This window comes from Streptomyces sp. GL_148 (genome assembly GCF_057834205.1).
The window spans coordinates 6,128,675-6,151,287 of the sequence record NZ_CM174396.1 but is presented as its reverse complement, the minus strand read 5'-3'; the positions used below and the strand labels follow the sequence as shown (position 1 = coordinate 6,151,287).

Below are 22,613 nucleotides of genomic sequence, written 5' to 3'. Positions count from 1 at the left end.
GGGAGGAGCGGCCTCGTCTGAGATGCGCAGCCTTCCTCCGGCCGGCGGTCATCCGCACACGGCCCCGGCAGGACCGGAAGCTCAGCCGGAACGGACGCGCGGGGCGATCAGAGCATCCAGGGCCGGGCGCCTGAACACCCTTCCCGAGACCGTCGACCGCCACCCCGAGCGAGAGGGTGATGGGAAGGGCCTCAGGGTCGGTGGGCGCGACAGATCGCTACACACTCCCCCTCGGCTTAGCGACTGCGGTCCGTCTTGGGCTGATCTGGCGGCATCCAATGGGGGATCTGCTGTCGGGGCGGTCAGACCGGGTGTGGCGGGGGCCGGAAGCCTTTCGCCGGTGGGTTGGGGCGGGTTGGCGCCTTGGTGGACTCTGAGGACGATTTCTTCGTCCTCACGGCCTGACAAGCGGATCGACCGGCTCCCAGCTCGGCAGAGAGGGGTGGAACGGACGCTGCGGCACGGTGGGAGCTGGCAAAGCGTCAGGAATTGGTCTTGAGGAAGCCGATGGTTACCGCGCCCCACCAGCAGAGCTGGGAGATGACGGCGGTGACTCCGCCCCAGAGCAGGAGGCGCGGAGTGGCGGCGGGCGCGGCCGCGAGGCGGTGGCCGAGGAGGCCGGCCTGGAGACCGTTGAGGGTCAGAAGGGCGACGAGCCCGAGCTTGGCGAGGGTGAGGGACGAGTTGAGATCGGGTTCCAGCATCATCCCGCTCACGACGAGACCACCGAGTCCGGCCCAGATCGGTATGTGAAGCCGGGACGTCGCACCGACCACCTCGGCGAGGTTGCAACGCCGCATGACCCACAGCAGACCGTAGTAGTCAGCGGACAGAACCGCGCCGAAGCCGACGACGAGCGAGGCGAGGTGAGCGAAGAGTGCCGCCGTGTGCAGTGCAGGGTCGGTCTTCACGTGAACCGAAACCCACAGCCCTACGGTCAGAACGATCATCGCCCCAAGCCCTGCGGCCACGACCGTCCACCAGGAGTCGTACAGGCGAACAGGACGAGCAGACAGATCAGCGGCAGGGGACGACATGAGGATGAGCTCCGAGGGCAGGGCGGCCGCGAACGCGACCTGGGCGAGGTAAGGCTTACCTAAACATTCCGTAAGGTCAAAACCCGTCCACGGCCCAAGACGAACACCCAACCTCTTACATACCCCTTTGATCGCATACATCCAGCCACACATATCAAGCCACGGCCGGGAGGGAGGAGAAATGGCCGTTGGCGGCCGATGACCAGCCCAAGACGGACCGCAGTCGCTAAGCCGAGTGGGAGTGTGTAGCGATCTGTCGCGCCCACCGACCCCGAGGCCCTTCCCATCACCCTCTCGCTCGGGGTGGCGGTCGACGGTCTCGGGAAGGGTGTTCAGGCGCCCGGCCCTGGATGCTCTGATCGCCCCGCGCGTCCGTTCCGGCTGAGGTCACGGTCCTGCCGGGGCCGTGTGCGGATGACCGCCGGCCGGAGGGGGCTGCGCATCTCAGACGAGGCCGCTCCTCCCTCTGTCTCCCTCCCGGCCGTTCCCCGGGGGGATCCCGGAAGTCTTGTGGCGTTTCGGGGTGGGTCGGTCGGTCAAGGGTGGCCGAAGGCCATCGCGAAGCGACGCGACCGCAGGGAGCGCCCTTGAGGGACCGGCCCGCACCGAAAGGACACTGGACTGCCGGGACGCCCCCCGAAACCCCACGCAGCAACCGACCGGCCCGCAGCACAGGCCACCCCCGCCCCCCGCCCCCAGGGACGGGGCCGAGGGCCTCCAGGTGGGCCATATGGGCTATATGTGTGCTATGGGTATGGCTTGGCAGCATATGTTCAGTTTGGGGACAAAGAAGGGAGCCCGGATAGCGGAGAACGCCTTCCACCGGCCGGGACCAACGGGGCAAGATCTCAGCCATGGCAGCAACAGAATCCGCCCACCGCGTCGCCCCGCCCCTCGCCGGGGGCGAGCGCGAGACGCTCCGCGCGTACCTCGACTTCCACCGGGCCACCCTCGCCTGGAAGTGCGAGGGCCTCACCGACGAGGAGCTGCGCCGCCAGTCGTCCCCACCCTCGACGCTGTCCCTGCTCGGGCTGGTCCGGCACATGGCAGAGGTGGAGAGGCACTGGTTCCGGCGCACCTTCGGCGGGGCGGAGGTCCCCCACCTGTGGTCGGACACCCACGACTTCCAGGCCGCCTACGACGCGTCCGGCTCGACCCGCGCCGAGGCCTTCGCGGCCTGGCGCGCGGAGGTCGAACACGCCCGCACGGTGGAGGCGGCCGCCGAGTCCCTCGACGTGACGGTGCGCGTCGAGAAGTGGGAGGAGGACGCCTCGCTGCGCCTGCTCATGCTGCACATGATCCACGAGTACGCCCGCCACAACGGCCACGCGGACTTCCTCCGCGAGGCCGTCGACGGCGCCACGGGCGCCTGAGACCGGCCCGACCCCCCGCCCCCGATCCCCCGATCCCCCAAACCCCTACCCCCTACCCCCGATCCGTCGGCAGCCCCGTCAGGAATCCGGTGACCAGCTCCGCCCACTCCTGCGGGAGCTCGGCGAACGGCAGGTGCCCGGTGGCCAGTTCCGCCCACCGGGCCCCCGGCAGCGCGTCCGCCAGCTCCCGCTGGACCTCCAGCGGTACGAGGCGGTCGGCGGTGGTCGCGATGACCAGCGCGGGTACGTCGATCCGCGCGAGGTCGGCGCGTAGATCGGCCCCCTTCACCAGCGCGGCATGGTCCCCGCCGCCGGGCGGGAAGGAAGCCGCGGTGGCCCGTACGACCTCCTCCACCTGCTCGGCGGTCAGCCCCTCCAGCGCCTGCGGGCTGAGGGCGAGCGGGACGATGAGCCGGGCGAGCAGCTCGCCCTCCCCGCGGCGGGCCAGTTCGGCCCAGAGGTCGGTGATGAGGCCGAGCCGGTGACCCGCGCGGGCGAAGCTGGCCGTGAGCACCAGTGCGGTGACCCGCTGCGGGTACCGGGCGGCGATGCGCACGGCGACGTTCCCGCCGAGGGAGTAGCCGAGGACGGCGAACCGCTCCAGGCCCTCGGCGTCAGCGGCGGCCACCAACTGCTCGGCCAGCTCGTCCAGTTCGAGTGGTTGCGTGGCCCGCGGGGTGGCGCCCGTTCCCGGGTAGTCGACGCCGACGACGCTGTGGCCGGCGGCCAGGGCGTCGAGGACCGGCCCGAAGTTCGACTCCACCGACCCACCTCCGCCGTGGGCGAGGAGGAGGCCGGGCCCACCGCTCTCCTTGCGGACGGTGCGGGCGTAGGCGCTGACCTGAATGGTGGCATGCACGAGAGGTTCCCCTGACTTCAGTAACGATCACTACAGAAAGAACCGTACCTGATTAAATTAGCGATCGCTACAGAAATTCCCGCCTCGGTCACAACTTGACCACCACCCTCCCGCGCCGGGAAGCTGATCCCCACTCAAACAACCGGCGCTGGGGGGAAATTGACCAGCCAGAATCTGCACATCGGGCCGGACGCGGCAGCGGACCGCTATCGCTTGCTCCGGTCCATCGGGCGCGGCGGGGAGGCCGTGCTCTATCTCGCGGAGATCGAGCTCGCGGGAGGATCCGAGCCCGTCGTCGTGAAGGTGCTCGACTCCAAGACCACGATCACCCCGGACGTCTTCGACCGGATCAGCCAGAAGTGGAACGAGCAGGCGGAGCTGCTGCGTTTCGTCCACCGGCCCGGCGTCGTGGGCGTACGGGAGCATTTCGAGGGGCCGCCGATCCACCGGCCCGGGGAGTCCTCGACGCTGACCGGGCGGGCGCTGGTCCTGGTCATGAACCACGTCGACGGTCTCGACCTGCGGGACTGGCGGGCCGAGCGGACCCTCGCCACGGCCGCCGAGCGGCGCGAAGTGATGCGCACGCTGGAGCAGTTGGCCGACGTACTGGACTGGCTGCACTCGGGGAAGGCCACCCCCTCCGGGCGTCAGGTGATCCACGGTGACCTGTCCCCCGGCAATGTCATGGTCGACGCCCACGGGCAGGCCACCCTGGTGGACTTCGGCCTCAGCAAACTGACCGCGGACCACCAGACCGCGGAGGTGTGGTTCACCCAGGGCTACGCGGCGCCTGAGGTCTTCGAGGGGAAGCGGACCCCGGGCGCGGACCGGTACGCCTTCGGGGCCATCGCGTACTTCCTGCTGAGCGGGGAGTCCCCGCCCTCGACGCCCGAACTGCTGGCGGGGGCCCTCGTACGGCTGCCGCAGTTCGCCGTACTGGACGCGGAGCAGCGGGCGCGGATCGCCTCCATCTACGCCGCCGACCCGCTGAAGCGGCCGTTGAACCTGGCGGGCTGGATGAAGGACATCCGCCGCGCGGTGGTGTCCACCACCACGTCCACCTCCCAGCGGGTGGTCCAGGACGCGGTGCCGGCACCACCGGCGACTCCCCCGGTCGCGGCCCCGCCGAAGCCGGTGGCCCCGCCCCAGCAGCCGCCGGCGGCGCCGGTGGCGGCTCCCGTGGCGGCGGCCCCGACCGGTCCTCCGGCGCAGCCCGTGTACGCGCCGCAGCCCGCCCAGCCCGCATACTCCGCACCGCCCACCGAGCCCGCGTACACCCCGCCGCCCACCGAGCCGGTGTACACCCCACCGCCCGCGCAGCCCGCGTACACCCCGCCGCCGGTCCAGGCGAGCGTGCCGCAGGGGTACGGCCCGGCGCCCGTGACCGTGTCCCCCATGGAACCGGCACCGGCGCCCGCGCCGCCCCCGCGCAAGAAGCGGCGGACCGGGCTGGTGGTCGGGGCGGTGCTCGCGGTGCTGGTGGTGGCCGCCGGCGCGGTGGCCGGCGTCAAGCTGCTCGGCGACAAGAAGGACGCGGACGGCTCGAACACGGCAGGCGGTGGCGACAAGGCGGCCTCGTCCTCCTCGGCCCCCGGGACCCCGAGCCCCAACCCGACGCCGACGCCGAGCTCGTCCCCGTCCCCGTCCGCGTCCTCGTCCGACGGCCCGACGGCCCAGCCCACCGCGACGGGTTCCCAGCCCCCCTCGGGGGTCGCGCCGGGGGTCAATGCCGCCGATCTGACGGTCATGAGCCCGGTGACGGACCTGGGCGGGTTCGAGGTCCGGCCGGCCAAGATCGACACCAAGGAGTACGGGGCGGCGTTCGTCGCCGAACGCCGCTGCTACAGCGACACGTACACCGAGTTCGACCTCAACCGCGCCTGGAAGAAGCTCGACTTCATCGTGGGCATCGACGACGGTTCGACCAACGAGAAGGGGCGGATCAGCTTCTCCCTCGACGGCCAGCCCGCCGCCTTCTCCGAGCTCGTGCAACTGGGCAAGCCGATCACCCACTCCCTTGACGTGAGCGGCGCCCTGCGGCTGCGGATCAAGGTGGACAAGGGCTGCGACAACGGCACCGTCGTCATCGCCGCCCCCGTACTGGGGCGCTGAGACCACGAAGGCCCCGTACCGGTGGGATCCGGTACGGGGCCTTCGTACGTGCGCGAGCGACTGCGTCGCCTACTGCATCGCCTACTCCGAGACGCCCAGGCGCTCCAGGATGAGCTCCTTGACGCGCGCCGCGTCGGCCTGGCCGCGGGTGGTCTTCATGACCGCTCCGACCAGTGCGCCGACGGCGGCGATCTTGCCGCCGCGGATCTTGTCGGCGATGCCCGCGTTGCCCGCGATGGCCTCGTCGACGGCTGCGCCGAGCGCGCCCTCGTCCGAGACGACCTTCAGGCCGCGCTTCTCGACGACCTCGTCCGGGGTGCCCTCGCCGGCGAGTACGCCTTCGAGGACCTGGCGGGCCAGCTTGTCGTTGAGCTCACCGGCCGCCACCAGGGCCGCGACGCGCGCGACCTGGACGGGGGTGATGGGCAGCTCGTCGACGACGACGCCCTGCTCGTTGGCGTTGCGCGCCAGCTCGCCCATCCACCACTTGCGGGCGGCGCTGGAGTCGGCGCCGGCCTCGATGGTGGCGACGATGGAGTCCACCGCGCCCGCGTTGAGGATCGACTGCATGTCGTGCTCGGTGACGCCCCACTCCTGGAGGAGGCGGTTGCGGCGCACGCGCGGCATCTCCGGCAGGCCGGAGCGCAGCTCCTCGACCCAGGTGCGGGCCGGGGCGATCGGGACCAGGTCGGGCTCCGGGAAGTACCGGTAGTCCTCGGCGTTGTCCTTGATGCGGCCGGCCGTGGTGGAGCCGTCCTCCTCGTGGAAGTGCCGGGTCTCCTGCACGATCGAGCCGCCGGAGGAGAGCACCGCCGCGTGGCGCTGGATCTCGAAGCGGGCGGCGCGCTCGACGGAGCGCAGCGAGTTGACGTTCTTCGTCTCGCTGCGGGTGCCCATGGGCACCTCGGGGCTGGTGCGCAGCGACAGGTTGACGTCGCAGCGCATCTGGCCCTTGTCCATGCGGGCCTCGGAGACGCCGAGCGCCTTGATGACCTCGCGCAGTTCGGCGACGTACGCCTTGGCCACCTCGGGGGCGCGCTCGCCGGCGCCCTCGATCGGCTTGGTGACGATCTCGATGAGGGGGATGCCGGCGCGGTTGTAGTCCAGCAGCGAGTGGGACGCGCCGTGGATGCGACCGGTGGCGCCGCCGACGTGCAGCGACTTGCCGGTGTCCTCCTCCATGTGGGCGCGCTCGATCTCCACGCGGAAGATCTCGCCGTCCTCCAGCTGCACGTCGAGGAAGCCGTTGAAGGCGATCGGCTCGTCGTACTGGGAGGTCTGGAAGTTCTTCGGCATGTCCGGGTAGAAGTAGTTCTTCCGGGCGAAGCGGCACCACTCGGCGATCTCGCAGTTCAGCGCGAGACCGATCTTGATGGCGGACTCGATGCCGATCTCGTTGACGACCGGCAGCGCGCCGGGCAGGCCGAGGCAGACCGGGCAGGTCTGCGCGTTGGGCTCGGCGCCCAGCTCGGTCGAGCAGCCGCAGAACATCTTGGTCTTCGTTCCGAGCTCGACATGGACCTCCAGGCCCATGACGGGGTCGTACGACGCGAGGGCGTCCTCGTACGACAGCAGTTCAATGGCAGTCACAGTGGAAATTCCCTCTCAGCCCAGCAGGACGTCGTCGTCGCCGAGACGCTTCAGTTCGCGGTACAGGATCGCGAGGCCGGTGACGATGGCGGCGGCGGACACGACGGCGTCGATCAGCTTCAGCGTGTCGTGCTCGGTGCGGGCCTTCTTGGCCTGCTTGACCACGCTGAAGGCACCGAACGCGGTGGTGCCGATCGACAGGTACGTACCGGACTTGGACTTCTTGAAGCCCTTGGCCTTGGACAGCGCACTCGTACTCGAACTCACAGCGACGGAGCCTCCTCAAGCAGCGGGTGACCCCAGCGCTCGACGAAGGCGGCCTCGACTGCGGCACCCACCTTGTACAGGCGGTCGTCCTTCATCGCCGGGGCGATGATCTGGAGCCCGACCGGGAGACCGTCCTCCGGGGCCAGGCCGCAGGGCAGCGACATGGCGGAGTTGCCGGCCAGGTTGGTCGGGATGGTGCACAGGTCCGCGAGGTACATCGCCAGCGGGTCGTCGGTGCGCTCACCGATCGCGAAGGCGGTGGTGGGCGTGGTCGGGGAGACGATCACGTCGACCTGCTCGAAGGCCTTCTCGAAGTCCCGCGTGATGAGCGTGCGGACCTTCTGGGCGGAGCCGTAGTACGCGTCGTAGTAGCCGGAGCTGAGCGCGTACGTACCGAGGATGATGCGGCGCTTGACCTCGTCGCCGAACCCGGCTTCGCGGGTCAGGGCGGTGACGTCCTCGGCGGACTTGGTGCCGTCGTCGCCGACGCGCAGGCCGTAGCGCATGGCGTCGAAGCGGGCCAGGTTCGAGGAGCACTCGGACGGCGCGATGAGGTAGTACGCGGCCATCGCGAGGTCGAAGGACGGGCAGTCCAGCTCCACGATCTCTGCGCCGAGCTCCTTGAGGAGGGCGACGGACTCGTTGAAGCGCTGGACGACGCCGGCCTGGTAACCCTCACCGGCGAACTGCTTGACGACACCGACGCGCATGCCGGCGACGGAGCCGTTGCGGGCCGCCTCGACGACCGGCGGGACCGGGGCGTCGATGGAGGTCGAGTCCATCGGGTCGTGCCCGGCGATGACTTCGTGGAGCAGGGCCGCGTCCAGGACCGTACGGGCGCAGGGGCCGCCCTGGTCGAGGGAGGAGGAGAAGGCCACCATGCCGTAGCGGGAGACGCCGCCGTACGTGGGCTTCACGCCGACGGTGCCGGTCAGGGCGGCGGGCTGGCGGATGGAACCGCCGGTGTCCGTGCCGATGGCCAGCGGCGCCTGGAAGGCGGCCAGCGCGGCCGCGGAGCCGCCGCCGGAGCCGCCGGGGACCCGGGCGAGGTCCCAGGGGTTGCCGGTGGGCCCGTAGGCGCTGTTCTCGGTGGAGGACCCCATGGCGAACTCGTCCATGTTGGTCTTGCCGAGGATGACGACGTCGGCTTCCTTCAGCTTGCGCGTCAGGGTGGCGTCGTACGGCGGGATCCAGCCTTCGAGGATCTTCGAACCGACGGTGGTGGGGATCCCGACGGTGGTGAAGATGTCCTTGAGGGCGAGCGGTACGCCGGCCAGCGGGCCGAGCTTCTCGCCGCGCTCGCGCTTGGCGTCGACGGCCGCCGCCTGGGCGAGGGCGCCTTCGCGGTCGACGTGCAGGAAGGCGTGGACCTTCTCGTCGGTCGCCCCGATGCGGGCCAGGTGGGCCTCGGTGACCTCGACGGCCGTGAGCTCGCCGGAAGCGATCTTCTCGGCGGTCTGGGCGGCCGTGAGCTTGATGATGTTGATGTCAGCCATGGTGATTAGTCCTCCCCCAGGATCTGCGGCACCTTGAAACGCTGCTGCTCCTGGGCGGGAGCGCCGGAAAGCGCCTGCTCGGGGGTGAGCGACGGACGGACCTCGTCCGCGCGCATGACGTTCGTCAGCGGCAGCGGGTGGGAGGTCGGCGGGACGTCTTGGTCGGCGACCTCGGAAACGCGGGCGACCGCGCCGATGATGTCGTCGAGCTGTCCAGCGAAGTGGTCGAGCTCTTCGCTCTTCAGCTCCAGACGTGCCAGCCGAGCGAGGTGGGCGACCTCCTCGCGCGTGATGCCAGGCATGCAGCGATCCTCTGGGGGTTCGAGTGTGTAGGTTTCGGCCCCAATCCTATGGGGCCCCGCCCCCGCCCGGCGCCCCGGTTTCCCCCCGGGGCGGTACGAAGGCCCCGCGCGGGCGGTTTTCCGCCGTGCGGCGGGGCTGCGCGCTGTCCGTCCCGGCTGCGGGTGTGCCGCTGCGCGGGGCGAAGTCCCCGCAGCACCCCTTGCCGCTGCGCGGGGCGAAGTCCCCTACCCGCCCTTCGCCCGTTCCCTGGGGCTCCGCCCCGGACCCCGCGCCTCAAACGCCGGCGAGGCTGGATTTTCCAGCCCGTCCGGCGTTTGAGGACCGGGTCCGGGCAGAGCCCGGGGAACGGGGGAAGGGCGGGTAGGGGACCAGCCCCCGCAGGGCAGGCGTCAGGCCAAGGCGGTCAGTTCGGTGCGGGCCGCGGCCAGTGTTTCGGGCAGCGTGGAGTGGACCGTGAGGTCCGGGCGGGACAGGCCTAGCTGCGTGACGACGTCCGCGCGCCGCGGATAGCCGGGGTCGGCGCCGATGGCCAGGCGGCGCCCCGGGGTGGCCGCGGCCGCGCCGAGTTCGTAGAGGGTGATCGGCTGGACCGTGAGGGCCGCATCGCACGCCGGGAACCAGAACAGAGTGAGGTCCGCCCGCAGCAGGTGCGCGTACTCCCACGCGATCTGGACGTCCGTCTGCGAAGGGTCGGACACGTCGAAGTCCGCCCGCCGCGGGTTGAGCACGACGAAGTCGGCCAGCTCCCGCGCGGCCTCCGGCTGCCAGGACGGGCAGTGCGTGATGCCGCCCGCCAGGAAGACCGACGGCGGGTCCCCCGGCGCGGGGCGGTACCGCGCCGGTGCCTCCACGTACCTCACGGCGTCTGGGACGCCGCCGCGGCGGCGGTCTCCGCCGCCAGCTCCGCCGTGATGTCCGCGGGCCGCCGCCAGCCGCGCTCGCCGCGGGCCAGCAGCCAGGCCGTCGCCTCCTGCGGAGGCATCGCGGCGGCGACCAGCCAGCCCTGGACGGCGTCGCAGCCCAGGTCGCGCAGCCGCTCCCACGTCTCGTCGTCCTCGACGCCTTCCGCGACGACCAGCAGGCCCAGCGAGTGCGCGAGGTCGACCGTGCAGCGGACGATCTCCGCGTCCTGGGCGTCCACCGCGAGCCGCGCCACGAACGACCGGTCGATCTTCAGCTCGCTGACCGGCAGCCGCCGCAGGTGGACGAGGGAGGAGTAGCCCGTGCCGAAGTCGTCCAGGGACATCTTCACGCCGTGGCCGGTCAGCCCGGCCATGGTGTCGGCGGCCCGCTGCGGGTCCTCCAGCAGGACGTGTTCCGTTATCTCCAGCTGGAGTCCGCTCGCCGGGACCCCGTGCCGGGCGAGGCGCGCGGCCACGGCGCCGGCGAAGCCGGGGGTGTGGACGTCGCGCGGCGACACGTTGACGGCGACCGGGACCTTGAGGCCCTGGGCCCGCCACCGGGCGACCTGCGCGAGCGCGGTCTCCAGTACGTACTCGGTCAGGTGGGGCATCAGCCCGGAGGTCTCCGCGATCGCGATGAACTCGTCCGGAGGGACCCGCCCGCGTTCCGGGTGCACCCAGCGCACCAGTGCTTCCAGCCCGGCGACCTTGCCGTCGAACCGGACCTTCGGCTGGTAGTGCAGTTCCACCTCGCCCGCGTCCAGCGCCCGGCGCAGGTCGCCCAGCAGGCCGAGCCGGTCGGGGGTGTTGCTGTCGCGCTTGGACTCGTAGACCTCGACTCCGGTCCGGTCCCGCTTCGCCTGGTACATGGCGACGTCGGCGCGGCGCAGGAGTCCCTCCGCGTCCAGTGCGTGGTCGGGGAAGACGGCGAGGCCGGCGCTGGCCTCCAGGACCAGGGTCAGGCCGTCCAGGTCGAGGGGGGAGCTGAGTTCGGCGACGAGGTTGCGGGCCACGCGCTGGGCGCTGGTGGTGGAGTCGGCGATGGGCAGGAGGACGGCGAACTCGTCGCCGCCCAGGCGGGCCGCCTCGGCGTCCGGGGGCAGCGCCTGGCGCAGCCGGTCCGCTATCTGCAGGAGCAGCCGGTCGCCCGCGAGGTGGCCGAGGGTGTCGTTGACCGCGCGGAAGCGGTCCAGGTCGATCAGCACGAGCGCCGCGCGGGTGCCCGAGCGTTCGGCCTGGTCGAGTGCGCTCCAGGCCCGCTCCAGCAGCCACTGCCGGTTGGGCAGTCCGGTGAGCGGGTCGCGCAGCTGCTCCTCGGCGCGGGCGCGGGCGATCCACAGCGTGGAGTCCAGGGCGATCAGCGGTACGGCGAACAGCGGCAGCAGCACCGGCTGCGATTCGGCGACGACGCAGATCAGCGGGGCGATGCCGAGGAGGGCGACGGCGACCAGGGCCTGGCGCAGCAGTGCCGTACGGGCGACCGTGGGCAGTCCCCCACCGGCGGGGGCGAGGGAGAGCCACAGCAGGAGGCGGGTGACGAGCAGGTAGGCGAGGGCGACCAGGATGACCTCGGGGACCGCGTCGAGCTCCCAGCCGGTGGGCAGCCACGGGGCCTCGACGGAGGGCGACTCGCCGAACGCGGCGAGGACGAGGGCGCCCGCGCCGATGCCGAGGATGTCGGTGGCTCCGTGCAGGAGGCCCTGGCGCCAGCGGTGCCGGCGGGCGGCGCCGACGAGGGAGACCACGGCGAGGGAGACCAGGCCGGCGGGGACCCATCCGTAGAGGATGAGGACGCCGAGGGTGAGGGCCGCGCCCGATCCGGTGCCGCCCCACCACCGGTCGCGGCCGAGGGCGACGAGGTGGCCGACGATGATGCCGGTGAGCAGGGCGAGCGCCCAGCCGACCGGGCCGCCGGGGAACAGGGCGTGACGGCTGGTCAGCGCTGTGATGACGCCGATGGAGAGCACGACGGCGGCGAGACCCACGATGAGCGGGGGCAGCACGGCGCTGCGGCCCGCCCGGCCCGTGCCCGCTCCGGTGTCGAGCGGTCGCGATTGCGGTGTCCTGGACCCCAGGACACCGAGCCGGCCCGTCCGCAGGGACGGGAACTCCCCGCCGAAATCTGGTGACGGGTCGGCGCTTTCGGTGGGTTTCATGCCCGTCCCTCTCACAGCCGGCGATGCCGATGCCACGCGATGGCCCCGATGTCATGCCATCACGGCTGGAAACGCGTCAAGCAGCCGTGCACGACAGGCGCACCCCTCAACAGTAGGACGCGGGAGGCGCCCAGGGGCAGCGGTCGGCGGCGGTTGCCCGAATACGACCCAGCCATCCTCATCAGTACGGTATCCGCCGAACGGGTGAGTTTGGACCAGGCCCCCCGGCCGCCCGTCCGATGATCCGACAGGTCACGGGCCCGCCACCAGCCTTGTACCGGCCTCGCGGGGACCAGGTACCAGCCGCGCCCCACCGGATGTCACCGCCGTCCGCGCCCGGCGCGCGCCCGCTCGTACGGCCGCACGCCGCGCATCCGTTCGCCTTCGCTACTCCGCTGCGGCGTCGCCGTCCACCGGGAGCGCGGCCTCGCGGGCCGCGTCCGGGCCCTCCTCCAGCAGGACGGCGAATCCGGCGTCGTCGAGGATCGAGAGCTTCAACTGCACGGCCTTGTCGTACTTCGAGCCGGGGTTGTCGCCGACCACGACGAAGGAGGTCTTCTTCGAGACGGAACCGGTCACCTTGGCGCCGCGGCTCTGCAGGGCCTCCTTCGCGCCGTCCCGCGTGTGGCTCTGCAAAGTGCCGGTGACGACGACGGTCAGCCCCTCCAGCGGGCGCGGCCCCTCGTCCTCGCCGGAACCTTCCTCCTCCATCCGGACGCCGGCCGCCCGCCACTTGCGCAGGATCTCCTGGTGCCAGTCGACGGCGAACCATTCCTTGAGGGAGGCCGCGATGATCGCGCCGACCCCGTCGGTGGCGGCCAGTTCCTCCTCCGTCGCCTGCTCGATCCGCTCGATGGAGCGGAACTCCCGGGCCAGCGCCTCCGCCGCGACCGGTCCGACGTGCCGGATCGACAGGCCGTTGATGATGCGGGCCAGGGGGCGGTCCTTGGCGGCCGCGATGTTCTCCAGCATCGACAGGGCGTTCTTCTTCGGCTCGCCCTTCTGGTTCGCGAAGACCGTGACGATCTTCTCCTCGCCCGTCTTCGGGTCCCGCTTGGGCAGCCCGCTGTCCGGGTCGAGCACGTACGCCTTGATGGGCAGGAGCTGCTCGATGGTGAGGCCGAAGAGGTCGCCCTCGTCCCGCAGCGGCGGCTCGGCCGGCTCCAGCGGGTGGGTCAGCGCGGCCGCGGCCACCGCACCGAAGTTCTCGATGTCCAGGCACTGGCGGCCGCCGAGGTAGAAGAGCCGCTCGCGCAACTGCGCGGGACACGTCTGCCCGTTGGGGCAGCGCAGGTCGATGTCGCCCTCCTTCATCGGCCGCAGCGGCGTCCCGCACTCCGGGCATTCGGCGGGCATGACGAACTCCCGCTCGCTGCCGTCGCGCAGGTCGACGACCGGCCCGAGGATCTCGGGGATGACGTCGCCGGCCTTGCGCAGGACGACGGTGTCCCCGATGAGCACGCCCTTGGCCTTGACGACCTCCTGGTTGTGCAGGGTCGCGAACTCGACCTCGGAGCCCGCCACCGTCACCGGCTCCACCTGGGCGTACGGGGTCACGCGCCCGGTGCGGCCCACGCCGACCTTGATGTCGATCAGCTTGGAGTTGACCTCTTCGGGGGCGTACTTCCAGGCGATGGCCCAGCGCGGGGCGCGCGCGGTGGAGCCGAGCCGGCCCTGGAGGGCGATCTCGTCGAGCTTGACGACGACGCCGTCGATCTCGTGCTCCACCGAGTGGCGGTTCTCGCCGAAGTACGCGATGAACTCCCGGACCTCGGCGAGCGTGGAGACCACCTTGTTGTGCTGGGCGGTGGGCAGGCCCCACTCGTGCAGCAGGTCGTACGCCTGCGACTGGTTCGCGATCTCGAAGCCCTCGCGGGCGCCGATGCCGTGGACGACCATGTGCAGCGGGCGGCTCGCGGTGACCTTGGGGTCCTTCTGGCGCAGCGAACCGGCCGCCGCGTTGCGCGGGTTGGCGAAGGGCTTGCCCTCGGCCTCGACGAGCCGGGCGTTGAGCTCCTCGAACTTCTCCATCGGGAAGTAGACCTCGCCGCGGATCTCGACCAGGGCCGGGATCCGGTCGCCCTTCAGCCGGTCGGGGATGTCGGCGATGGTGCGGACGTTGGGCGTGATGTCCTCGCCCGTGCGGCCGTCGCCGCGGGTGGCGGCGCGGGTCAGGCGGCCGTTCTCGTAGGTGAGGTTGACGGCGAGGCCGTCCACCTTCAGCTCGCAGAGGTAGTGGTAGTCGGAGGTGTTGGCGTCCCGGGCCACGCGCTCGGCCCAGGCCGCCAGTTCCTCGTCGTCGAAGGCGTTGTCGAGGGAGAGCATCCGCTCGCGGTGGACCACGGAGGCGAAGTCCGTCTCGTACGCCCCGGCCACCTTCTGGGTGGGCGAATCGGGCGTGCGCAGCTCCGGGTACTGCTCCTCCAGTGCTTCCAGCGAGCGCAGCAGCTTGTCGAACTCGGCGTCGCTGACGACCGGCTGGTCGTTCACGTAGTACCGGAAGCGGTGCTCCTCGACCTGCTCGGCGATCAGCGCGTGCTGCTCGCGCAGTTCCGCCGGTACGGCCGATTCGCTGCCCTGCTTCTGTTCGGCTGCCATGCCGTGTCCTCCCGTGACCCGTCTCGATCCATCACTCAGGGTTGTCGGCGAGCGACCTCGCCGCCCTGACGCAGTGCGCCTGAACCGCCCGTGCGTAGGCGGGCGAAGCGCCCGCCAGACCGCACGTCGGGGTGACCACGACGGACTCCGCCAGAGTCCCCGGGGTCAGCCCCAGCCTGCGCCAAAGCTTCCTGACACCCATGACGCTACCGCCCGGGTCTGACAACGGGCCGTCGGTCCCGGGCACCACTCCGGCGAAGAGTTTCATGCCCGCTTCGACGGCTTCCCCGATGGCGTCATCCTCGCGCTCGGTGAGCAAGGAGAAATCGAACGACACGCCCGAGACCCCGGCACGTCGCAGCAGCCCGAAGGGCACCTCGGGTGCGCAGGAGTGGACGATCACCTCACCGTCGTGGACGGCGAACAGCTCGCGCAGCGTGCCCTCGACGACCTGCCGGTCGACGGCGCGGTAGGTGCGGTAGCCGCTGGCGGAGCGCACCCGGCCGAGCAGGACCGCGGTGAGCGAGGGCTCGTCGTACTGGAGGACGATCTCGGCGCCGGGGATCCGCTTGCGTACGTCGGCCAGGTGCTCGCGCACGCCCTCCGCGAGCGACCCGGCCAGGTCCCGGCAGGCGCCCGGGTCCTGGAGGACGGACTCGCCGCCGTGCAGCTCCAGGGACGAGGCCAGCGTCCACGGCCCGACGGCCTGGACCTTGAGCCGGCCCCGGTACCCCTGGGTGAACTCCTCCAGGGCGTCCAGGTCTTCGCCGAGCCAGGAGCGGGCCCGCTTGCTGTCGCGGCCGGGGCGGTCGCTGATCCGCCAGCCGCTGGGCTCGACGTGCGCGTACATGTCCACGAGCAGCCCGAGGGAGCGGCCGATCATGTCCGAGCCGGGGCCGCGGGCGGGCAGCTCGGCGAGGTACGGGAACTCCTCGAAGGAGCCGGTGACGGTCTTGGCGGCCTCGCGGGCGTCGCCGCCGGGCAGCGAGCCGACTCCGGTGGCTCCGCCGGTGCGGCTCGCGCTCATCGGCCGGGCCTGACGGTGAGGTCGCTGACCACGGCGTCGCGGGGCAGGTCGACGGCCATCACGATGGTGGTCGCGACGGACTCGGCGTCGATCCAGTCGGCGGCGTCGTAGGACTCGCCCTCCTGGGAGCGGACCTTCATCTGCATGGGGGTGGCGGTGCGGCCGGGGTAGACGGAGGTGACGCGGATGCCGTTCTCCTTCTCCTCCGCCCGGAGCGAGTCGGCCAGCGCCTTCAGCCCGTGCTTGGAGGCGGCGTACGCGCTCCAGTCGGCGTGGGCGGTGAGGCCGGCGCCGGAGTTCACGAAGACGATCGTGGCGTGGGAGGCGCGCAGGGTGGGCAGCAGGAGCCGGGTGACCTCGGCGGGAGCGATGAGGTTGACGTTGAGCTGCTGGTGCCAGGTCTTGGGGCGCAGCTCCCCGACCGGGCCGAGGTCCACGATGCCGGCGATGTGCAGGAGCGAGTCGATCCGCTCCGGGATCGCCTGCTTGGAGAAGGCCCACGACAGCCGGTCGGGGTCGGCGAGGTCCCCGACGAGCGCACTGGATCCGGGGTACCGGTCGGTGAGCTGCCGGGCGCGGGCGGCGTCGCGGGCGAGGAGGACGAGGTCGTCGCCGCGGGCGTGCAGCCGCGCCGCGACGGCGGCACCGATGCCGGAGCCGGCGCCGGTGATGAGGTGAGTAGCCATGCCGCCATGCTCGCACCCCGCCCCACCCCCACCCTCACCGATCACGGCCGAGGAGGAGGGTGGCACGCTCCGCCATCGTCAGAGGCCCGCGGCTTCGCGCAGGCTCGCCGCGGTCTTCGAGGCGTCGTAGTCCGTGGGGACGCCGTCGACCAGGATGATGTCGCCCGCGATGTGGTCGGCGCGCAGCGGGATCAGGGCCTGGTAGGGGGCGGACGCGTACCAGGCTCGGGCCGCTTCCAGGTCGGGGAAGGCGATCATGACGATCGTGCCGGGCCAGGTGCCCTCCATGACCTCCACCTGGCGGCCGTGGACGAGGAAGCGGCCCTCGAAGGGGTCCATGGTGGACTGGATCTCCTCGATGTAGCGGAGGATGTCCTCGTTCATGGTCTCGGGGCGTATGTGGGCGATGGCGTAGGCGGTCATCTCGGGCCTCTTCTTCCCTGCGGGATCGGCTTGTTGGTCCGATCCTGCCCGCCGGTGGCCCCGGAGGCGATTACTTCCGGGGTCATCGGCGGCGCGTTCGAGGGAGACGGGCCTGCCGTCGGCGGCGAGGACGACGCGGTCGCCGGTGACGAGGGTGATCCGGGTGGCCGGGGCGGGCCGGGTGGTCGGGGCGGCCCGGGTGGTCGTGGCGGCCCGGGCGGCGGATCTCGCGCCGGCCCCGGTGTCCAACGAGCCGGTCGCGGGCGCCGCGGCGGCCGGGGTGGTCAGCCCCGCCGCGAGCGCGAGGACGGCGGCTGCGGCGACCGAGGCCGCCGCCCCCGCCCTGGCGTTGCGCACGTGGTTCCCCTGAGAAGAAGAGTGCAGGGCCACGCAGTATGCCGATGTCCTGACGGAGCATCAATGGTGCGCAAGAGCAGGGGAGTTGGGCTGGAAGGTGCGACGGTAGGCGATCGGTGAGATGCCCAGTGCGGAACGCATGTGCTGGCGCAGCGAGTTCGCGGAGCCGAAGCCGGAGCGGTGGGCCACCAGGTCGACGGGGAGGTCGCTGGACTCCAGCAAATGACGTGCAAGCTCCAGGCGTTGGCCGGTGAGCCACTGCACCGGGGTCATGCCGACCTCGTCGCGGAAGCGGCGGGTGAAGGTGCGCAGGCTCATCCGGGCATGGGCGGCCAGCTCGGCCAGGGCGATCGGCTCGGTGAGGCGTTCCAGGGCCCAGGCCCGGGTGGCGGTGGTGGTGGCGACGGTGGGTTCGGGGACGGGCCGCACGATGTACTGGGCCTGCCCGCCGTCGCGCCACGGCGGGACCACGCACAGCCGCGCGGTGAGGTTGGCGACGGCGCTGCCGTGGTCGGCGCGGACGAGGTAGAGCAGGAGGTCGATGCCTGCGGCCACTCCGGCCGAGGTGAGGATGTCGCCGTCGTCCACGAAGAGCACGTCCTCGTCGAGCTCGACCCGCGGGAAGGCGCGCCGGAACTCCGCCGCGTGGACCCAGTGGGTGGTGGCGGGCCTCCCGTCGAGCAGCCCCGCGGCGGCGAGCACCTCGGAACCGGTGCAGATCGACACGATGCGCGTGCCCGGACGGATCCGGGCGAGGGCGTCGGCGAGGGCCTGCGGCAACGGCTCGCCGCGCAGGAGCCCGGGCACGGAGTGGGTGGGCGGGATGATCACGGTGTCGGCCGCCGCGAGGGCCTCGGGTCCGGCGCTGACGCCGATGGTGAATCCCGCGTCGGTCGCCACGGGCAGGCCGTCCGGGGTGCAGACGGTGACCTCGTACAGGAAGCTCCCGCCCTCGCCGCGGGCGTTGCCGAAGACCCGCGAGGGCATGCCGAGCTCGAAGGGGGCGACGCCTTCGAGGGCGAGTACGGCTACACGGTGCATGGCCAGATTCTGTCACATGGTGGCCATACGGCCACCACCATGCGGGCCCGCGCGCGGCCAAGCTGGTGCCATCGGCCGGGGGAACCGGCAGGTGAACGTGACAACAGACCGAGCACGATCAGGGAGACATTCATGCGCACCATCGTCGTCAGCCAGTGGGGCGGACCCGAGGTACTGACCGAGACCGAGATCGAGCGCCCGGAGCCGGGCATGGGCGAGATCCTGGTACGGGTCCACGCTGCCGGGGTGAACCCGGTGGACTGGAAGACCCGGGCCAGCGGCGCCCTCATCCCCTGGGGCCCGGTTCCGGCCGTCGGCTGGGACGTGTCCGGCACGGTCGAGGCCGTCGGCCCCGGGGTGACGCTGTTCCAGCCGGGCGACGAGGTCTTCGGCATGCCGCGCTTCCCGCACCAGGCCGGCGCCTACGCCGAGTACGTGACGGCCACTGCCCGGCACTTCGCCCGCAAGCCCGAGACGCTCGACCACGTCCAGGCGGCGGCCCTGCCGCTGGCGGCGCTCACCGCCTGGCAGGCGCTGAACGACACAGCCGGCGTGCGGCCTGGGCAGCGGGTGCTCGTGCACGCGGCGGCGGGCGGCGTGGGGCACTTCGCCGTCCAGATCGCCAAGGCGCTCGGGGCGTACGTGATCGGCACCGCCAGCGCCGCCAAGCACGAGGTGCTCCGCTCGCTCGGGGCCGACGAGCTGGTCGACTACCGGACCACCGCCTTCGAGGACGCGGCCCGGGACGTGGACGTCGTGATCGACGCCATCGGCGGCGACTACGGGGTGCGTTCCCTGAAGGTGCTGCGCCCGGGCGGGCACCTGATCACCCTGAACGGTCCGGACGACGTGCCGGCCGACGCCGAGGGCTTCCGCACCGGCTGGACCCTCGTAGAGCCGGACCCGGCGGGCTTGAAGGCCATCGCCGCGCTCGTGGCCGAGGGGAAGCTCCGCCCGGTCATCGACACCGTGCTGCCCCTGGCCCAGGCCGCGAAGGCCCACGAGATCGGCGAGCAGGGCCGGACCACCGGCAAGATCGTCCTGACGGTGGTCTGATCGGGCGGCCTGCCCGGGCGGCTAGACGGACGCGGGCGCCGCGGCCCGGGTGGTGGTGGCGATCGTGGCGGAGCCGACCACGCGGGTGCCGTCGTAGAGGACGATCGCCTGGCCGGGGGCCACGCCGCGGACGGGCTCGGTGAAGCGGACGCGCAGTTCGCCGTCCACCAGCTCGGCGAAGACCTCGGTCTCGCCGCCGTGGGCGCGCAGCTGCGCGGTGTACGTGCCCGGGGCCGCCGCGGTGGAGCCGCACCAGCGGGGGCGGATCGCGGTGAGGGCGGTGACGTCGAGGGCCTCGACGGGGCCGACGGTGACGGTGTTGTTCACCGGGGAGATGTCGAGGACGTAGCGCGGCTTGCCGTCGGGGGCCGGGTGGCCGATCCGCAGGCCCTTGCGCTGGCCGATGGTGAACCCGAAGGCGCCCTCGTGGGTGCCGACCTTCTCGCCGGTGGCCTCGTCGACGATGTCGCCCTCGGCCTTGCCGAGGCGGCCGGCCAGGAAGCCCTGGGTGTCGCCGTCGGCGATGAAGCAGATGTCGTGGCTGTCGGGCTTCTTCGCGACGGCCAGACCCCGCTCCTCGGCCTCGGCGCGGATCTCTTCCTTGGTGGTGAGGGTGTCGCCGAGCGGGAAGAGGGCGTGCGCGAGCTGCTTCTCGTCGAGCACGCCGAGGACGTAGGACTGGTCCTTGGCCATGTCGGAGGCGCGGTGCAGCTCGCGCGTGCCGTCCTCGTTCAGGACGACGGTGGCGTAGTGGCCGGTGCAGACGGCGTCGAAGCCGAGGGCGAGGGCCTTGTCGAGCAGCGCGGCGAACTTGATCTTCTCGTTGCAGCGCAGGCAGGGGTTCGGGGTGCGCCCGGCCTCGTACTCGGCGATGAAGTCCTCGACGACGTCCTCTCGGAAGCGCTCGGCGAGGTCCCAGACGTAGAACGGGATGCCGATGACGTCGGCGGCGCGGCGTGCGTCGCGGGAGTCCTCGATCGTGCAGCAGCCGCGGGCCCCGGTCCGGAAGGACTGCGGGTTCGCGGAGAGGGCGAGGTGGACGCCGGTCACGTCGTGCCCGGCTTCGACGGCGCGGGCGGCGGCGACGGCGGAGTCCACACCGCCGGACATGGCGGCCAGGACGCGGAGGGGGCGGGGGACGCTCGGCAGGTTCTCAGTCATAGCACCGTCCAGGGTACGGGGGAACCGCGCGGGGTCACAGCGCGTTCTCGGTGACAGGGGGTGGATCACCATGGGAAGCAAGAGCGGCAAGGGCGGTACGGGGGCCAAGGCCGGGGCGGGGGCCAAGGCGGGCGCGGGCGGCAAGCGGCCCGGGCGGACCCGCAGGGCGGTGCTGTTCGGCGGGCTCGGGGTGCTGACGGCCGCGGCGGTCGCCGGGCGCGAGGAGATCGGGCGGGCCTGGTGGCTGGTGCCGGGGGTGTCCAAGCCGCGGAAGGACGGCGAGCTGGACCACGCGGGGGCTTCCTGGACGGCGGCCTCTCCGGCGAACTGGCGGCTGGCGGACCGGCCCGCGGACTACCGGGTGGACCGGATCGTGGTGCATGTCACGCAGGGCGGCTTCAAGTCCTCGGTGGACGCCTTCAAGAATCCGTTCCACCGGGCGTCGGCGCACTACATAGTCGGCCAGGACGGCCACATCGAGCAGATGGTGCGCGAGCTCGACGTCGCCTTCCACTCGGGCAACCGCTCCATGAACGAGCGCAGCATCGGCATCGAGCACGTCGGGTTCGTGGACCGGCCGAAGGACTTCACGGACGCGATGTACGGGGCTTCGGCGCGGCTCGCCGCCGACGTCTGCAAGCGGTACGGGATACCCGCCGACCGCAATCACTTCGTCGGCCACTCCGAGGTGCCGGGAGCCGACCACACGGACCCCGGCCGCCACTGGGACTGGGACCGCTACCTCCGCATGGTCAACGAGGCCGGCGCGGCGGGCGCCTAGTGCTGTGACGGCCTGGGGCGACGGACGGCCTAGCTCAGCCCCGCCGTGCGGGCGCGGGCCACGGCCGGGCCGATGGCGGCGGCGACCGCGTCCACGTCGGCCTGCGTGGAGGTGTGGCCGAGGGAGAAGCGCAGGGTCCCCCGCGCCAGGCGCGGGTCGGTGCCGGTGGCCAGCAGCACGTGGCTGGGCTGCGCCACACCGGCCGTGCAGGCGGACCCGGTGGAGCACTCGATGCCCTGGGCGTCGAGCAGGAGCAGCAGGGAGTCCCCCTCGCAGCCGGGGAAGCTGAAGTGGGCGTTGGCGGGGAGCCGGCCGTCCGGGTCTCCGCCCAGGACCGCGTCGGGGACCTCGCGGAGCACGGCGGCGACGAGCCGGTCGCGCAGGGCGCCGATCTCGGTGGCGAACCGTTCGCGCCGCTCGGCGGCGAGGACGGCGGCCACCGCGAAGGCGGCGATGGCCGGGACGTCGAGGGTGCCGGAGCGGACGTGCCGCTCCTGTCCCCCGCCGTGCAGGACGGGTACGGGGCTCTGGCCGCGGCCGAGCAGCAGCGCGCCGATCCCGTACGGTCCGCCGACCTTGTGGCCGCTCACGGTCATGGCGGCGAGTCCGCTGTCGCCGAAGCGGACGTCGAGCTGGCCGAAGGCCTGGACGGCGTCGGAGTGCAGCGGGATGCCGGACTCGCGCGCGACGGCGGCCAGTTCGGCGATCGGCATCACGGTGCCGATCTCGTTGTTGGCCCACATCACGGTGGCCAGCGCGACGTCCTCGGGGTTGCGCTCGATCGCCTCGCGGAAGGCATCGGGGTGCACGCGCCCGAAGCGGTCCACGGGCAGGTACTCGACCTGCGCCCCTTCGTGCTCGGCGAGCCAGTGCACGGCGTCGAGGACCGCGTGGTGCTCCACGGGGCTGGCCAGGACGCGGGTCCGGGCGGGGTCGGCGTCGCGGCGGGCCCAATAGAGCCCCTTGACGGCGAGGTTGTCGGCCTCCGTGCCGCCGGCGGTGAAGACCACCTCGCTCGGACGGGCACCGAGCGCGTCGGCGAGGGCCTCGCGGGCCTCCTCGACGGTGCGGCGGGCGCGGCGGCCGGCGGCGTGCAGGGAGGACGCGTTGCCCGTGACGGCGAACTGCGCGGTCATCGCCGCAGCGGCCTCCGGCAGCATCGGGGTGGTGGCGGCGTGGTCGAGGTAGGCCATGATCCCCCGATTCTACGAGTCCCCCACACCCCTGATCCCCCGCCGGGGCCTTACGGCCCGCTGACGGAGCCTCCGACCTCGCGGCGGCATGCCGTTCGGACCGGGCCCGGCCCGCTTGGCCCGTGCCGGGGGCGCCATGCGCGGGGCCCGCGCCGGGAATCGCGCGTGGGGTCCGTCCCGTGCCGGGGGCGCCGT

The 22,613-nt window shown here is 72.1% G+C and carries 19 protein-coding genes; 4 read left to right on the top strand and 15 right to left on the bottom strand.

The window, feature by feature from the left end:
- Positions 1-482: 482 nt before the first annotated feature.
- The gene (locus tag AC3IYI_RS28290; RefSeq protein ID WP_489406363.1) at positions 483-911 is read right to left on the bottom strand and encodes a hypothetical protein; all 429 of its coding nucleotides are present in this window, start codon (positions 909-911) and stop codon (positions 483-485) included.
- A gap of 980 nt (positions 912-1,891) precedes the next feature.
- Here AC3IYI_RS28290 and AC3IYI_RS28285 point away from each other — a divergent pair.
- Positions 1,892-2,410: a DinB family protein gene (locus tag AC3IYI_RS28285; RefSeq protein ID WP_489406362.1), complete on the top strand. Its 519-nt coding sequence runs from the start codon at positions 1,892-1,894 to the stop codon at positions 2,408-2,410.
- Positions 2,411-2,462: 52 nt separating this feature from the next.
- Here the strand turns inward: AC3IYI_RS28285 and AC3IYI_RS28280 are convergent, their stop codons facing one another.
- Positions 2,463-3,269, bottom strand: a complete 807-nt coding sequence (locus tag AC3IYI_RS28280) for an alpha/beta fold hydrolase (protein WP_489406361.1) — start codon at positions 3,267-3,269, stop codon at positions 2,463-2,465.
- 159 nt (positions 3,270-3,428) lie between these two features.
- Between AC3IYI_RS28280 and AC3IYI_RS28275 the strand changes: the two genes are divergently transcribed.
- Complete coding sequence (locus tag AC3IYI_RS28275) at positions 3,429-5,381, top strand: protein kinase domain-containing protein (RefSeq protein ID WP_489406360.1); 1,953 nt, start codon at positions 3,429-3,431, stop codon at positions 5,379-5,381.
- 81 nt (positions 5,382-5,462) lie between these two features.
- Here AC3IYI_RS28275 and gatB read toward each other — a convergent pair whose 3' ends face one another.
- The 11 genes from gatB to AC3IYI_RS28220 form a co-directional block, all read right to left on the bottom strand.
- Complete coding sequence (gene gatB / locus AC3IYI_RS28270; RefSeq protein ID WP_489411703.1) at positions 5,463-6,914, bottom strand: Asp-tRNA(Asn)/Glu-tRNA(Gln) amidotransferase subunit GatB; 1,452 nt, start codon at positions 6,912-6,914, stop codon at positions 5,463-5,465.
- Between the two features lie 72 nt (positions 6,915-6,986).
- Positions 6,987-7,238, bottom strand: coding sequence for a hypothetical protein (locus AC3IYI_RS28265; protein WP_243336352.1), 252 nt, complete (start codon positions 7,236-7,238; stop codon positions 6,987-6,989).
- Positions 7,235-8,734 carry an Asp-tRNA(Asn)/Glu-tRNA(Gln) amidotransferase subunit GatA gene (gatA, locus tag AC3IYI_RS28260; RefSeq protein WP_489406359.1) on the bottom strand — a complete coding sequence of 500 codons (1,500 nt, stop codon included), beginning with the start codon at positions 8,732-8,734 and terminating at the stop codon, positions 7,235-7,237. The genes AC3IYI_RS28265 and gatA overlap by 4 nt, the downstream gene beginning before the upstream one ends.
- Before the next feature lie 5 nt (positions 8,735-8,739).
- On the bottom strand, positions 8,740-9,036 hold the full coding sequence (gatC, locus tag AC3IYI_RS28255) for an Asp-tRNA(Asn)/Glu-tRNA(Gln) amidotransferase subunit GatC (protein WP_007266718.1): 297 nt from the start codon (positions 9,034-9,036) through the stop codon (positions 8,740-8,742).
- Between the two features lie 390 nt (positions 9,037-9,426).
- A complete protein-coding gene (locus tag AC3IYI_RS28250) occupies positions 9,427-9,897 on the bottom strand; it encodes a nucleoside 2-deoxyribosyltransferase domain-containing protein (RefSeq protein ID WP_489406358.1) in 471 nt (156 codons plus the stop codon).
- Positions 9,894-12,095 (bottom strand): putative bifunctional diguanylate cyclase/phosphodiesterase, encoded by a 2,202-nt coding sequence (locus AC3IYI_RS28245; protein WP_489406357.1) that lies wholly within the window; start codon positions 12,093-12,095, stop codon positions 9,894-9,896. The genes AC3IYI_RS28250 and AC3IYI_RS28245 overlap by 4 nt, the downstream gene beginning before the upstream one ends.
- 387 nt (positions 12,096-12,482) lie before the next feature.
- Positions 12,483-14,693: an NAD-dependent DNA ligase LigA gene (gene ligA, locus AC3IYI_RS28240; RefSeq protein ID WP_489406356.1), complete on the bottom strand. Its 2,211-nt coding sequence runs from the start codon at positions 14,691-14,693 to the stop codon at positions 12,483-12,485.
- 31 nt (positions 14,694-14,724) lie between these two features.
- Positions 14,725-15,720, bottom strand: a complete 996-nt coding sequence (locus AC3IYI_RS28235) for a methionine synthase (RefSeq protein ID WP_489406355.1) — start codon at positions 15,718-15,720, stop codon at positions 14,725-14,727.
- A complete protein-coding gene (locus AC3IYI_RS28230) occupies positions 15,717-16,406 on the bottom strand; it encodes an SDR family oxidoreductase (RefSeq protein WP_489406354.1) in 690 nt (229 codons plus the stop codon). Before AC3IYI_RS28230 ends, AC3IYI_RS28235 begins: the two co-directional genes overlap by 4 nt.
- Before the next feature lie 78 nt (positions 16,407-16,484).
- On the bottom strand, positions 16,485-17,186 hold the full coding sequence (locus AC3IYI_RS28225; RefSeq protein WP_489406353.1) for a DUF1330 domain-containing protein: 702 nt from the start codon (positions 17,184-17,186) through the stop codon (positions 16,485-16,487).
- 60 nt (positions 17,187-17,246) lie between these two features.
- Positions 17,247-18,227, bottom strand: coding sequence for a GlxA family transcriptional regulator (locus tag AC3IYI_RS28220; RefSeq protein WP_489406352.1), 981 nt, complete (start codon positions 18,225-18,227; stop codon positions 17,247-17,249).
- A gap of 132 nt (positions 18,228-18,359) precedes the next feature.
- On the opposite strand from AC3IYI_RS28220, the gene AC3IYI_RS28215 reads away from it, so the two are divergent.
- Positions 18,360-19,283, top strand: coding sequence for an NADP-dependent oxidoreductase (locus AC3IYI_RS28215; RefSeq protein ID WP_489406351.1), 924 nt, complete (start codon positions 18,360-18,362; stop codon positions 19,281-19,283).
- A 21-nt stretch (positions 19,284-19,304) separates the two neighbouring features.
- On the opposite strand, the gene mnmA is transcribed toward AC3IYI_RS28215, so the two are convergent.
- Positions 19,305-20,444, bottom strand: coding sequence for a tRNA 2-thiouridine(34) synthase MnmA (gene mnmA / locus AC3IYI_RS28210; protein ID WP_489406350.1), 1,140 nt, complete (start codon positions 20,442-20,444; stop codon positions 19,305-19,307).
- A gap of 70 nt (positions 20,445-20,514) precedes the next feature.
- Between mnmA and AC3IYI_RS28205 the strand changes: the two genes are divergently transcribed.
- Positions 20,515-21,225 (top strand): N-acetylmuramoyl-L-alanine amidase, encoded by a 711-nt coding sequence (locus AC3IYI_RS28205; protein ID WP_489406349.1) that lies wholly within the window; start codon positions 20,515-20,517, stop codon positions 21,223-21,225.
- 29 nt (positions 21,226-21,254) lie between these two features.
- Here the strand turns inward: AC3IYI_RS28205 and AC3IYI_RS28200 are convergent, their stop codons facing one another.
- A complete protein-coding gene (locus tag AC3IYI_RS28200) occupies positions 21,255-22,418 on the bottom strand; it encodes a cysteine desulfurase family protein (protein ID WP_489406348.1) in 1,164 nt (387 codons plus the stop codon).
- Positions 22,419-22,613: the final 195 nt, after the last annotated feature.

Excerpts from the sequence above, each read along its gene's own strand:
- AC3IYI_RS28285 (WP_489406362.1), top strand. The coding sequence starts at position 1,892 with ATGGCAGCAACAGAATCCGCCCACCGCGTCGCCCCGCCCCTCGCCGGG.
- gatB (WP_489411703.1), bottom strand. The coding sequence starts at position 6,914 with ATGGGCCTGGAGGTCCATGTCGAGCTCGGAACGAAGACCAAGATGTTC.
- gatA (WP_489406359.1), bottom strand. The coding sequence starts at position 8,734 with ATGGCTGACATCAACATCATCAAGCTCACGGCCGCCCAGACCGCCGAG.
- gatC (WP_007266718.1), bottom strand. The coding sequence starts at position 9,036 with ATGCCTGGCATCACGCGCGAGGAGGTCGCCCACCTCGCTCGGCTGGCA.
- AC3IYI_RS28245 (WP_489406357.1), bottom strand. The coding sequence starts at position 12,095 with ATGAAACCCACCGAAAGCGCCGACCCGTCACCAGATTTCGGCGGGGAG.
- ligA (WP_489406356.1), bottom strand. The coding sequence starts at position 14,693 with ATGGCAGCCGAACAGAAGCAGGGCAGCGAATCGGCCGTACCGGCGGAA.
- AC3IYI_RS28235 (WP_489406355.1), bottom strand. The coding sequence starts at position 15,720 with ATGAGCGCGAGCCGCACCGGCGGAGCCACCGGAGTCGGCTCGCTGCCC.
- AC3IYI_RS28230 (WP_489406354.1), bottom strand. The coding sequence starts at position 16,406 with ATGGCTACTCACCTCATCACCGGCGCCGGCTCCGGCATCGGTGCCGCC.
- AC3IYI_RS28220 (WP_489406352.1), bottom strand. The coding sequence starts at position 18,227 with ATGCACCGTGTAGCCGTACTCGCCCTCGAAGGCGTCGCCCCCTTCGAG.
- AC3IYI_RS28215 (WP_489406351.1), top strand. The coding sequence starts at position 18,360 with ATGCGCACCATCGTCGTCAGCCAGTGGGGCGGACCCGAGGTACTGACC.
- mnmA (WP_489406350.1), bottom strand. The coding sequence starts at position 20,444 with ATGACTGAGAACCTGCCGAGCGTCCCCCGCCCCCTCCGCGTCCTGGCC.
- AC3IYI_RS28205 (WP_489406349.1), top strand. The coding sequence starts at position 20,515 with ATGGGAAGCAAGAGCGGCAAGGGCGGTACGGGGGCCAAGGCCGGGGCG.
- AC3IYI_RS28200 (WP_489406348.1), bottom strand. The coding sequence starts at position 22,418 with ATGGCCTACCTCGACCACGCCGCCACCACCCCGATGCTGCCGGAGGCC.